Annotated in this window: 8 protein-coding genes; 4 read left to right on the forward strand and 4 right to left on the reverse strand. The window is 59.2% G+C overall.

Translation table 11 applies throughout. The features are described 5' to 3' along the window. Window positions 1–50: 50 nt before the first annotated feature. Window positions 51–974, reverse strand: coding sequence for a sugar ABC transporter permease (locus J5441_00430; protein ID MBO4933626.1), 924 nt, complete (start codon window positions 972–974; stop codon window positions 51–53). Window positions 975–988: 14 nt separating this feature from the next. Beyond that, window positions 989–4159: an extracellular solute-binding protein gene (locus J5441_00435; protein MBO4933627.1), complete on the reverse strand. Its 3171-nt coding sequence runs from the start codon at window positions 4157–4159 to the stop codon at window positions 989–991. Window positions 4160–4544: 385 nt separating this feature from the next. On the opposite strand from J5441_00435, the gene J5441_00440 reads away from it, so the two are divergent. The 3 genes from J5441_00440 to J5441_00450 all read left to right on the forward strand — a co-directional run bounded on the left by J5441_00440 (window position 4545) and on the right by J5441_00450 (window position 7277). After that, on the forward strand, window positions 4545–5303 hold the full coding sequence (locus J5441_00440; protein ID MBO4933628.1) for a histidine phosphatase family protein: 759 nt from the start codon (window positions 4545–4547) through the stop codon (window positions 5301–5303). Window positions 5304–5431: 128 nt separating this feature from the next. Continuing rightward, complete coding sequence (locus tag J5441_00445) at window positions 5432–6484, forward strand: O-acetyl-ADP-ribose deacetylase (protein ID MBO4933629.1); 1053 nt, start codon at window positions 5432–5434, stop codon at window positions 6482–6484. A 118-nt stretch (window positions 6485–6602) separates the two neighbouring features. Continuing rightward, the gene (locus J5441_00450) at window positions 6603–7277 is read left to right on the forward strand and encodes a VWA domain-containing protein (protein ID MBO4933630.1); all 675 of its coding nucleotides are present in this window, start codon (window positions 6603–6605) and stop codon (window positions 7275–7277) included. 64 nt (window positions 7278–7341) lie between these two features. Here the strand turns inward: J5441_00450 and J5441_00455 are convergent, their stop codons facing one another. Next, complete coding sequence (locus J5441_00455) at window positions 7342–7761, reverse strand: helix-turn-helix transcriptional regulator (protein MBO4933631.1); 420 nt, start codon at window positions 7759–7761, stop codon at window positions 7342–7344. A 273-nt stretch (window positions 7762–8034) separates the two neighbouring features. Here J5441_00455 and J5441_00460 point away from each other — a divergent pair, with 273 nt between their 5' ends. Beyond that, the gene (locus J5441_00460; GenBank protein ID MBO4933632.1) at window positions 8035–8937 is read left to right on the forward strand and encodes a 30S ribosomal protein S1; all 903 of its coding nucleotides are present in this window, start codon (window positions 8035–8037) and stop codon (window positions 8935–8937) included. 201 nt (window positions 8938–9138) lie between these two features. Here J5441_00460 and J5441_00465 read toward each other — a convergent pair whose 3' ends face one another. Then, on the reverse strand, window positions 9139–12447 hold the full coding sequence (locus J5441_00465; protein MBO4933633.1) for a dockerin type I repeat-containing protein: 3309 nt from the start codon (window positions 12445–12447) through the stop codon (window positions 9139–9141). Window positions 12448–12485 lie beyond the last annotated feature (38 nt).

Genomic DNA, 12485 nt, shown 5'->3' on the forward strand with positions numbered 1-12485 from the left:
TTCTGCTCGGCGAGTTTCTTTTTCTTTGACATATTGCCGACGTCACCCCCTTACAGATACTTCTGGAGTACCTTACGTACTCCGACGTTGGCGAAGATCATCAGCACAAACAACACGGTCGATATCGCGCAGGCGTAGCCCATTTCGTATCGTCCGCTGACGTCGTAGATATGCGTCAGTATCGTCGCCGCCGAATAGTCTGTCGACGGGTTGCCCGCGAACGCCACGCAGATGTCGCCGGCCGCGAAGGAGGACGCTATCTGCATGACCGCGCCGAAGAGCAGCTGCGGCCCCATCGACGGGAGCGTGATGTGAAGAAGCTCCTGCCAGCGGTTGCTGACGCCGTCGACCGCGCCCGCTTCATAAAGCGAGGTGTCGACGTTCTGGAAGCCTGCGACGAACGCGAGGAAGCCGGTGCCCAGACTCGCCCATACCTGAACAATCATTATGATCGTCAGGTTGTACTGCGGGTCGCTCAGCCACAATATCGGTTCGTCTATCAATCCCCAGCTCATCAGTATACCGTTCGCCCAGCCGTACATATCGCCGGAGAATATCAGGCTCCAGATCATATACAGCGAGCCGCTGATACTCGGCGCGTAGAACATAAGCGTCATCAGCGTGCGGAGCTTCGGGCCCAGCTCGTTGACGAACCACGCGAGCATAAGGCAGGCGAAGTAGCTCAGCGGGCCGGTGATGACCGCGAAGACAAGGGTGTTCTTTATCGCCTTCGGGAAGATCGTATCCGAAAGCAGCAGTCTGATGTAGTTGTCGAATCCGACGAAGCCGGGAGTCTGCACCATGTTGTAGTTGGTGAAGCTCAGGACTATCGCCGCCGCGACGGGAATGACGGTGAAGATCGTGAAGATGATGAAGAAGGGGGCGAGCATAACGTACTTATCCCAGTTGCGCGCCACGAGAGTTCCCTGCAGCTTTATGTATTCTTTCGGCTTCAGCTTGCGCTTGACGGGCATTTTTACTTCTGTCGTCATTTCTCATCCACCTCCAGACCGAATTCCTTGCGTTTGGTCGTTATCTCCGCGTTGATCTCCTTGTTGTAGCTCAGGAGCATCTCTCTCGGGTTCTTCGAGTAGATAACGACGTTTCTGAACGCGAAGGTTATGTTTCTCGAATAGTAGTAGTCGCCGATGACAACGGGATTGATGAACATGTTGTCCCACTGTTCTTTCAGCACCTTCCACTCCTTGGCGCTCCAGGGAAGGCGTTCCGCGGCGGCTCTGTTGGCCGTGTCGTAACGGCCGGCCGCGCCGAGTAAGGTCTCGATATCGAAGCCGTACTTCGCCTGCGCGTCCTCGCTGGTGAACCAGTCGATGTACGCCCACGCCGCGTCCGCGACTCCGCGCTTGACCGCGCGCTGATAGATAAGAGCGCCCGCGCCGCCGCCGGAATCGATGTTGTTGACCGTGCCGTCCTCCATAACGGTGCCGGGGATCGTAGTCATCTGCCACAGACCCTTCAGCTCGGGCGCCGCGTAGTTCAGCTGGTTGACGAAGGTGTAACCCGCGAAGCCCATCGGCATTTCGCCCGTTCTGAAACGTGTGTAGAGGTCGTAGCGCTGCGGCATACTGTACTGCGAGTAGAAGCCGGTCCACTGCTTGAACACCGCGAGGGCGGTGGTCGTATCGAGATTGGTCTTCTTCAGGTCGTCGCTGTAAAGGCTCAGGCCGTTCTGCTTCAGCAGCGTCAGGAAGATACCGCTGTCGACGGCGCTGTCGCTGCCGTTCGGGATACCGACCTGCATATTGTTGTTCTGCAGCACCGTCAGGACTTTGTAGAACTCGTCCCAGGTCTTCGGCGGCTCGAGCCCGAGCTCATCGAAGATGTCGGTGCGGTAGAAGAGCATATTGAAGTTTTCGGTTATCGGGATCGAATAGTGGCCGGTGTGACCTGTCTTGTCGGTGAATCTGTAGGGCTCGCCGGCGTACTTCGAGAAGCGCTGCATGACGTCCTCGTAGCTGCTGACGGTGTACTTCTCGCCGTTGACTCCGGTCAGCTCGCGGCTCTTGAACTGCGACATATCCACCAGCGCTTCACGGGCGGACAGGTTGACGACGTCGCCGCCGCCGACGAAGAGGACAACGTCAGGTCCGTCGTTCGCGATATTCGCCTGGATGAGGTTCTGCTGAACAAGACTGACCTTGACGCGAATGCCCGTCTTCGAGGTGAAGTCGGAGTCGCTCATCTCCTTGATGAGGTTCGCCTGATCGCGTCCGAGGTTTACCCATACGCGGAGAACGTCCTCGCCCTCGGCGTTGGAGCCGACGGAGTTGTAGTCCTCGACGTAGGTGGCGAAGTAAGCCTTGATCTTATAGCTGAGGTTCTTGAAGAAGCCCTTGTCCTCGACGAACTCTTCGACGTCCTTGGCGGTGGCGGTCAGGTAGTCGAGCTCCAGCGGCTGCTCCTTCAGCTTGACGGAGAGCGCCGCGAGGGCGGAAATGTTATCCTTGAACATCGAGAGTCGGACCGGAATAGTCTCGGGATCCTTCAGCAGGCTCTTGAGCTGAACGCTCATGTTCGTCAGCGACGCGACCTCGGAGGAGGACGAACCGCCGCGGATCTCGATCAGTCGTTCTCTGATGCTCTCGCACTGCTCCTTCAGACGGGTAAAGGTCGGCAGCAGCGTCGGGATATCGGATTCGAGGTGATAGTCGCGGTAGGGGTCCGGATCGAGTCCGGTTATCATGATGATCTTTCTGTATATGTAGTTGAACTCGTAGACCATATCGTCCAGCTCGGCGATTATGACTCCGGTCGGACCGGTTATCGCCTCTATGCGGACTTCGTTTTTGCCGGCGTTAAGATGGAACCAGTAGGGCTCCTCGTTGTTGTCGATCTCGCCGAGCACCGTCTTCTGCCAGTAGTCGGAATACTCGAAGGTCATGCAGTCGGCTTCGGCGAAGGGTACTTCGCCGTTGATATAGACGCGGCGGTAGGTCTTAAGTCCGCGGGCGACGTTCTGTCTGTAGCGGACGGCGATCTTGTACCAGCCTTCCTGCGGTACGTTAAAGGTGTATACGGCGTACTGTCCCTGAGACGCCCAGTTGCCGCTGCCCATCGTGTTTCTCTTGAGCAGTATCGGATCGGCGGGCAGCGTGTTGACGCTGGAGCGGTCGTAGATCGGGTGGAGCGCCGGGTCGCAGGTGTAGGACGGCAGTTCGCCCTGCACCAGCTCGTAGTAGTTATTTTCGCTCGGGGAGGCGTTCTTGGAATATTCGGCGTAGGAAACGCGCTCGGGCGTGTTGTAAAGGCTGATGCCCGCGATCGCGAACTGCGCTCTCGCGCCGATGATCGTCAGCGTGTTTTCGCCGGCGTCAAAGCAGAAGGTGAAGGGCGCGTCGTAAAGTCCTTCGTTATCGCGGACCGGCCCTTTTATCCACGCCTTGTAGGCGACCTGAGACGGGTTCAGGTCGTTGCCGCGGACGTCCTGCTCTATCGTGTCGTTCTCATTGTGCCAGAGGCGCGTCATGTTGATACGCTCCGCCTGAGAGAAGGTCTTTTTGCCGTTAAGGTAAAGCTCGAGCTCAACGTTGCGGGCTTCGTCGGACAGCGCGAAGTAGTCGAACCAGATCGCGTAGCGGCCGGCCTGAGCGACGTTGAACTTAACGTCAAGGCGGCCCTCGGCGTTTTTCCATACGATTATGTTGCCTTCCCTGCCCTCGTAGCCGTTGACAAGCTCGAAGTCCTCGGAGGTGAAGGCGGCGGGGCCTTCCTCCGGCTGCGCTTCGGCTTCGTCGGGCGCGGCGGTCTGATCCGGCTGCGCTTCGGCTTCCGGCTGCTGCGCTTCGGCTTCCGGCTGCGCTTCGGCTTCGGGCTGCGCTTCGGCTTCGGGCTGCTCCTGCTCGTCCTCAACGGGCACGAAAACGGTGTCCATCGAAAAGACGGCGGCCGCCAGGTTGGCTTCTATCGGATCGGCGTAGACGAGCTTATAGTCCGGGTTCGCCTTCAGATAGTCGTCGTAGGTCGTGCGGACGGTTCCGACCATACGCATATCGCCGCTCCCGTTGCCGGAAGCAGCGGCAGCGCCGTCGGAGCCGCTCCCCGTGCCCGTAGCCTCAGTCGGACTGCAGGCGCAGAGCGATATCACCATTGCCGCGAGCAGCAGCGCAGATAATATCCGCTTGAGGTTTGAGATCTTCAAAGTATTTGCCTCCCGTCAGTTGGTGTCTGCTTTGCGCAAAAACGCAAACGTCCCGCCTTCCCCGCCGCCGTCGCGGAGGGGCGCGGAGCAATATTTAATATGTAAATACCCATATCAGAAGACGCGCGCTGGCTATTCTCCTAATATATACCTAGTTAGATTATAGCGCACGTTTTCGAAAATGGCAATAGTAAATGTTCAATACTACCTAAACTTTCGCCATATTTTTGTCTTTTTATCACAATTTGAAGACAAAATCGCGGTCTAAATATGAATTTCTTTCATTTTTCTCATAAAGGGGTTTATTATGCGTTCGTAATATGTTATTATTAGCACAACAGAATAATGCTGAACGGCGACGCCGTCAGCCGATACGGAGGTCATTATGAGAATACTCGTTTGCCGTCACGGCTATCCCGATTATGAAAACGATTCGCTGACCGAGCGCGGAGTCATGGAAGCGGAGCTGCTTTCGCAAAGGCTCGCGCCGCTGAAGCCCACGGACATATACTGCTCAATCCTCGGCAGGGCGAAGCTGACCGCGAAACCGACCGTTGAAAAGACAGGTGTCGAACCGGTCATCTGCGACTGGCTGCAGGAATACCCGATCTCCGCCAACGTCTTCCCCGAGAAGGACGGCGACATGAGCTGGCTCTGCCCCTGGGCGATCGGTCACGAGGAGTGGTTCGACGACGAGAAGTCGATCAGCCCGACGAAGTGGCTCGAATGCGACCGCTGCATAGGCAAGAAGTTCCCGGAGCATCAGCATAACATCATCACCCACCTCGACGAGATCTTCGCGACTAAGGGGCTCGTTCGCGAGGGCAGCTTTTACCGCAAGACGCCCGAATACGAGGCGCACAAGGACGACGTCATCCTCATCTTCTGCCATTACGGAGCCGCTATGGGCATACTCGCCGCCCTGCTCCCGCTCTCCGCAGTCACCCTCTGGAACGGCTTCAACATCGACCCGACCGGCGTTACGGAGTTTATGCCGGACAAGGTCGACGCCGAGCGCTTCATCATGCGCTGCATCAGGCTCAACGACGTCTCGCACTTCTACGGCAGCGGCAATGAATACACCGGCGCTCCGCGCGAGGGCTGGTACCTGCCGCGCGAGGAGAGGGACGCGCCGAAGGTGTAAACCGATACGCGCATCAGTTTACACAATGATATCGCCGCCGGCGCAGCGAAAACAACCCCTCGGTCAGTTTCACTGACAGCTCCCCCCTGCACAGGGGAGCATTTCACCGCACGTAAGCGAGGTAACTTATGCCGCTTTTTATCGTTGAAAACGACATAACCCGAATGAAATGCGACGCGATAGTCAACGCCGCCAACCGCTCCCTGCTCGGAGGCGGCGGAGTCGACGGCGCGATACACGCCGCCGCGGGTCCGGAGCTGCTCGCCGAATGCAGAACGCTCGGCGGCTGCGAAACGGGCGGCGCGAAGATCACGGGCGGCTATTTGCTGCCCGCGAAGCGCGTCATACACACCGTCGGCCCCGTCTGGCGCGGAGGCGCGAACGGAGAGGAAGACCTGCTCCGCTCCTGCTACCGCCGCTCCCTCGCGCTCGCCGAGGAAAACGGCTGCGAGACCGTCGCCTTCCCGCTGATCTCCGCCGGCGCCTACGGCTACCCGAAGCGCGCGGCGTTCGAGGTCGCCGTCGACGAGATAACCGCCTTCCTGCGCGGGAGCGAAATGACGGTCTATATAGTCGTCTACCGCCGCGAGGAAGCGCTTTTTGACGAAGCGGTCACCGCGTCGGTGGCAGAGGCGCTGCGCGACAGCGCGGAGCCGGAGCCGGTGAACGCCGCCGAGCCGCGGGCGCGCGAAAAGCGGCTCTTCAGTCCGCTCGCGAAACGCGCCGCTCCGCGCAGGCGCGAAACGGAAGAGTACTGCGATTCCGCAGCGGGGCGTTTCGCCATGCTCGCCGAGCCGTGCGGCTCCGCGGCTCCGGAGCTGGAGAATCAGCTCCGCGATCTTGACGAGAGCTTTTCGCAGTCCCTGCTGCGCCGCATAGACGAAAAAGGCATGACCGACGTCGAATGCTACAAGCGCGCGAACGTCGACCGCAAGCTCTTCTCGAAAATACGCGGCGACGCGGGCTACCGCCCGAGCAAGCAGACCGCCGTCGCCTTCGCGATCGCGCTGCGCCTTAGCCGCGCCGAAACGGACGACCTGCTGATGAAAGCCGGCTTCGCCCTCTCGCGCAGCAGCAAGTTCGACGTGATAATCTCCTATTTCATCGCGCGCGGCGACTACGACGTCAACCGCGTCAACGAGGCGCTTTTCGCCTTCGACCAGCCGCTGCTCGGCTGCTGAAAATGTCGCTTCGCAGGCGACCTCTTCCCCTCCGAAAAGGTATAAAATAACAGCCGTAAGGTCAAGAAAACGACCGCACGGCTGTTTTTTCAAAACTATTTTTACGGAGGAAACGAAAATGAAAAACAACGAAACTAAGAAAAACGGGAACGGAAAGAACGAAAACCTCACCGAGCTGGTTTTCATCCTCGACAGAAGCGGCTCCATGTCCGGTCTGGAGGGCGACGTCGTCGGCGGCTTCAACTCGCTGATCAAAAAGCAGAAGGCGCAGGAGGGCGACTGCTTCGTCACGACGGTGCTCTTCAGCAACGACTGCGAAACGCTGCACGACCGCGTTCCGCTGAAAGACGTGCCGGAGATGCGCGAAAGCGACTTCGAAGTCGGCGGCTGCACCGCCCTCATCGACGCCATCGGCGGGACCGTCGAGCATATCGCGAAGATCCACAAGTACGCCCGCCCCGAGGACGTGCCCGCGCACGTCGTATTCGCGATAATGACCGACGGCATGGAAAACGCGAGCCGCCGTTTCAGCTCCGCTAAGGTAAAAGCGGAGATCGAGAAGCGGAGAGCGCAGGGCTGGGAGTTCCTTTTCCTCGGCGCGAACATAGACGCCGTCGAAACCGCCGGCCGCTTCGGCATCGCCGCCGAGAAGGCGGTCAACTACCGTTCCGACAACCGCGGCACCGGATTGGCCTTCACGGCGTTCAGCAAGGCGATGGGCGCCGCACGCAAGGGCGAGGTCTGCGCGGAGTGGCGAGACGAGCTCGACGCGGACTTCGAAGAAAGAAAATAGGAACCGCACGCACAAAAGCCGCACCCTCACGGGTGCGGCTTTTCTTTCTTTTTTCAGTGCGGGCTTACAGCTGATACTGCTTCTGCTCCTTCAGGCGCTGGATAACGTCGCCCATATTGAGCGCGTTGAACGCGGAACTCATGGACTCGGTGATGAGGATGCTCATTTCGGGCTCCTCAGCCTCACGCTTCGCTTCAAGATACTGAAGCACGCGGCGGTCGATGAGCTTGTTCTCAACGAAGTACTCCTTGGTCAGCTTGTTCAGCGAGAAGATGAACAGGAAGGAGGTGAACTGCGACCACGTCATCTGGAAATGACCGTTCTCAATGAGAGAAACGCGGTCGACGGATACGCCGGCGCGAAGGCCGAATTCTTTCTGAGACAGTCTGAGGAGCTTTCTCAGCTTGGGCATATGCTTTGCGAGCGCTTTGCAGAGCATTGCTTTTTCTTTCGGGGTTATGACTACCAGATCTTCTGCTACCATAATCGGATTCCTTTCTTGATGCTCGATTTCGTGCAATTCTTTACACTTGCCATCGTTGATTATATCACACAATAGCCTATTTTGCAAGCACTTTTTCCAAAAACACTGTAAAAATATACATATATCGTATGTGTTCCGCTTCTTTATACCGATATGATGTATTTCGTGAAAATATTATATTATGTCGAATCTGCACGTACGGCATTTTTGCGGTACGGGCGGCATATAATTCACTGAAAATCAGCCGAAAGGACCGCTTTGAACGCGGTGGTGATGATAATGACGTTTTTACCGGAGGGGCGGATAGGCTTCCGCCCCGGCACAAGAGCCGAGCTGCTGCGCGCTCGTGATGAAAAGCGAATATGCGAGGGGGTGGCGCTGCTTTGCGACAGAGAACGCAACCTCGTCGTCGACCTCGGCTCCATGCGCGGGATCATCCCCCGCCGGGAGGGCGCGTGGTCGCCCGAGGGCGGAGTCAGGGATATCGCCGTGATCTCCCGCGTCGGCAAGGAGGTCTGCTTCACCGTTACCGGCGTCGTAAGAGACGTTGACGGCAGCGAATACGCGCTGCTCTCCCGACGCGAGGCGATGAAAATGTGCGCGGACGAATACCTCACCGGCCTGCGCCCGGGCGACGTCATCGACGCGCGCGTCACGCGCCCCGACAGCTTCGGCGCCTTCGCGGACGTCGGCTGCGGGATCGTCGGGCTGCTGCCCATTGACGCGATCTCCGTTTCGCGCATCGCGCATCCCGCGGAGCGCTTCGCCGCCGGCATGGATATCCGCGCCGTCGTCAGCGGCGTCAGCGGCGGACGCGTCACGCTTTCTCACCGCGAGCTGCTCGGAACGTGGGAGGAGAACGCCGCGCTCTTCGAGGCGGGGCAGACCGTGGCGGGAACGGTGCGTTCGGTGGAGAAATACGGCGTCTTCGTGGAGCTGACGCCCAATCTCGCCGGACTCGCGGAGCCCGGCGCGGAAGTCTCCGCCGGCGACCGCGTCTCGGTCTACATAAAAAGCATCATTCCCGAAAAAATGAAGGTCAAGCTCGTACTGATCGACCGCCTGCCGCGCGTCGAGTCTTATCGCGGCTTCAACTATCCCGACGTGACGCATATAAGCAGGTGGCGCTATTCGCCCGAAAGGTGCCCGAAGGTGATAGAGAGCGTCTACGACTGAATGAATACTGAAAACTGAAGAATGAATAATGAATAATTGAGGAAAAAACGGCTCCCCGAAGGGAGCCGTTTTACTCTGTTTGAATTGTTGTCTATCAAAAGCGAGGGGTTTTCGGATGATTTGCGGCGCGGAAGGAGGAAGGCCAGGCTATCTGCCTGCCGACGACGACAAGCCGCAAAGGGCCGAAAAGACCCGCTTTACTTATCCGAGGCTGCTTTCGTCGGCGAGCTTCGCGGCGACGCGGAGGATCTTCAGCGCGTCGTTGACGGAGATCTCGCCGTCGCCGTCAGTGTCCGCTATCAGCATATCCTCTTCGGTCGCGACCGCGAGTCTCGCGGCGATACGCAGCGCCTTCAGCGCGTCGTTGACCGTGATCTCGCCGTCGCCGTCCATGTCGCCTTTCTTATACTCCGGAGGCGGCGGGGTCTGCTCCTTGATCTCGAAGCGCACCGTGACGCTCTTGTCGCCGTTGACGACCCTGAGTGCGTATAAGCCGGGTTCGCTCACCACGACGCCGCTCTCGACCGCTTCTCCGTTCAGCACGCCCTCTCCGACGTCCCAGGTGATCGTGACGGGCTCCTCGTAAACGCCGCTTCCTACGACGCCGGCGACCACAGGCATCGTGTACTCATCTTCGCCGCCGGTGACGGTGAAGGTGACGGTCGTGCGCTTATCGCCGTTTATCAGCTCGAGGGTGTGCTCGCCGTTTTTCTCAACGGCGGCGTCGACGGGGAAGAATTCGCCGTCGAGTATCGCGGCGCCCGCGTTCCACGCGGGAACGAGCGGCCGCTCGGAAACGTCGTAAACGCCGCCGTCTTCGATATTGGACGCGGCGGGGACTTCCCACTCGCCGGCGGTCACGTTCTTATACGCGTGGATGCCGGTTACGTAAATCTCCGCGCCCTGCTTTATCTCTCCGTTGAAGCGGATGACGTAGAAATAGATCCTGGCGAGGTCGATCTCCTGGCCGTTGGTCCACTCGTCGTAACGCTCGAAGCACTCCCACGGGATATATATCCAGCCGCTGCCGGACGCGGGAAGCGGGATATGCAGGGTCGAACGCTCGAAGAGCGGGCTTACCTCGCAGTTCGACACGCCGAAGCGCAGCGTGCCCTCGCGGATCAGCGACATATCGTTGACGCCTACCCAGAGGCAGATCCCGTCGGTGCCGGTCAGGTCGCCGATAAGGGTGTTCGCCTTCGGATCCTCCGGCGTGCCCATCTTCAGAGGCACTACCCTGTTCGTGCCGGCCTCTCTGTACATCGCCGCGAACTGGAGGATGCCGTTGACGCTTTCGTCGTCGACGCTCTTATCTTCAAGAGATGTCATTTTCAGCGCCTTCGCGTAGCCCTCGGGGAGCTTGTCGAAGTCGGAGTCGAGCGAATAGCTCACCATGTTGCTGCCGCCGGTCGCTCTGTTCAGGTCGCGGGTGGTGTAATCCTCAAAGCTGTAAATGCTCGTGACCTTCCCGCCCGCTTTTATCGGAACGAGCCCGGCGATCGCGGCATCGAGCGTTTCTATTCCCGCGTTGAAGTCGCGAAACGTGCCGCCGTATTCAAGCAGTTCCTCCGCCTGTTCGAGCGCAAGCTTCAGCTCGCGGTAGCTCGCGGAGGTCACGTTGCCGCGCCAGCAGGCCGCGCCGCATTTATACAGCGCCTCGAGCCGCACCACCACTTTCGGAGGCGGAGCGACGCCGCCGTAGGTCAGCCTGCGGACCGCGTTATCGATATTGTTGACGGCTTCCTCGACGTCTTCCTCAGTCGCGCCGTAAACGCCGAGCAGAGCGCGTCCGTCTTCGATCGCGCTCAAAACTCTGTTCCATGAATTGATCATATATTCGCCTCTGTCGAGCGTCGCCAAATACGCTTCGGTTTTGGCGATCTTCGCTTTGAGCGGGCCGAAATCCGCGGACGACGTGCTCCACGTGAAGCCGCCGAGATCCCCGATATAGTAGAGTCCGGCCGTTTGGCCGAGATAAATATAGATCGTGTCGAACTCGTCGATGCGGTCGTAAACGTCCTCGTCGCCGTCGACGTCGTAGAAAGCGGACCACGGAACGCCGATATATCCTTCACTGTCGGGCAGGGCGACCGATCCGTCTTCGCTCTCGAAGTACAGGCCTTCGGAGGAAACGCCGAGGCCGACGCGGAGATCCTCCGGCGCTCCGTCCATCGCCTCTCCCCACTTGATCCAGAAGCGGAGGCCGGCGGCGCTGCTGAGCGGCGCGGAGCCCTCGAGCGGCTCGAAGGGATTTTTGACCGCGCCGTCTTCGACGGCGTTGGTGAAGCAGCTGTAGCCGTAAAGCGGCTCGCCGTCGAGCGGCTGCGCGAGGATCATAACGGACTGATCGCGGTTTTTCGGAACGTTCTCATCTTCGACCGCAGCGGTGTCGAAGCAGACGCCGCCGTTCATAATTTCATCGAAGTCGTCGTCGTCCCAGACCTCAAAGCCGGCGAGCTTCACGTCGTTTTTGGCCGCCTTGAACATCGGCTTGAGCGCTTTCAGCGCGAGTTTCAGCTCGCGCGCCGCCGCGTCGATCTGCTTCTGGTCGCATCCGGTGTGATCCAGCAGCATTCCGTATGCGCTTAGGTACGCCTCGGTCGCGGCGGCGTAGGTCTCCTCGGTGTACGCCTCGGGATCGAGGGCGTCATAAGCGGCGCACTGCTCCTCAAGCTCGTCGAGATGCAGGCGCGTATCCCTGTACGCGCGCCAGTCGCCGATATACAGCGTGTCGCCCGTCTGCAGCCCGCTGAAGGTGATCTGGAAGCCGTTGAGCCGCGCGATCACACTGTACGGGATCGGGTATTTGCCCATTCCGAACGCGTTGACGCCGTATTCGTCGGTAGTCCACCAGTCGACCTGCTTATAATCCGTTTTGAAATCAAAGTAGAAATAACCGTCCTCGTCCGGACGTATCATATCGGTCTCGTAAACGGAGCCGATCCCGTATCCGCTCATATCGGTCGAGCCGTCCTCGCTGGCGATATAGAAGGGCCCCCTCGCGGGAACGTCGTAGATCGTGACCTTGGCGGTCCCGACGAAAGCGCCGCCGTTCAGCCCCGCCCAGAAGCAGAAGCCCTGAGAATCGGCGAAAGTCAGACCGGTATCGCCGAAGATATCCTTACCGTTCGGCTTATCCTTCGCCGCCCAGTTCGGACTGTCGAGCTCCATGCCCTGCGTGTTGTTCTCGGGCGCGGTGTTGCGCAGACGGACGGACGAAACGGAGCTGCACCCCCACGCGTCGGCGCCGGTAACGGTGAACGACTGCACCGCTTCAACCCCGCCGCCGGCGGGCAGGCACGCGCCGCTGCTCCCCGCGTAGGACGCGCGCGGCATCCACGCGAGCGCGAAATCCGCCGCGTCGAACGCGTCGAGCCCGGGGATACGGGTATATTCGTAGTAATCGAAAAACTCGGCGCCCGCGCCGAGCGCGCCTCCGAACAGCGACGCCGCGCCGAACGCGGTCAGCGTAATAAGAGACGCGAGCAGCATTGAAACGAATCTTTTCATTGCTATTCTCCTTTTTGGAGTTCTTGGAGTTTTATAAC

The sequence above is a fragment of the Clostridia bacterium genome (assembly GCA_017620395.1).
In the GTDB taxonomy this organism is placed as follows: Bacteria; Bacillota; Clostridia; order Oscillospirales; family RGIG8002; genus RGIG8002.

What these genes read in the sequence shown, in the direction of transcription:
- J5441_00430 (MBO4933626.1), bottom strand. Translation starts at nt 974, where the DNA reads ATGCCCGTCAAGCGCAAGCTGAAGCCGAAAGAATACATAAAGCTGCAG.
- J5441_00440 (MBO4933628.1), top strand. Translation starts at nt 4,545, where the DNA reads ATGAGAATACTCGTTTGCCGTCACGGCTATCCCGATTATGAAAACGAT.
- J5441_00445 (MBO4933629.1), top strand. Translation starts at nt 5,432, where the DNA reads ATGCCGCTTTTTATCGTTGAAAACGACATAACCCGAATGAAATGCGAC.
- J5441_00450 (MBO4933630.1), top strand. Translation starts at nt 6,603, where the DNA reads ATGAAAAACAACGAAACTAAGAAAAACGGGAACGGAAAGAACGAAAAC.
- J5441_00455 (MBO4933631.1), bottom strand. Translation starts at nt 7,761, where the DNA reads ATGGTAGCAGAAGATCTGGTAGTCATAACCCCGAAAGAAAAAGCAATG.
- J5441_00460 (MBO4933632.1), top strand. Translation starts at nt 8,035, where the DNA reads ATGATAATGACGTTTTTACCGGAGGGGCGGATAGGCTTCCGCCCCGGC.
- J5441_00465 (MBO4933633.1), bottom strand. Translation starts at nt 12,447, where the DNA reads ATGAAAAGATTCGTTTCAATGCTGCTCGCGTCTCTTATTACGCTGACC.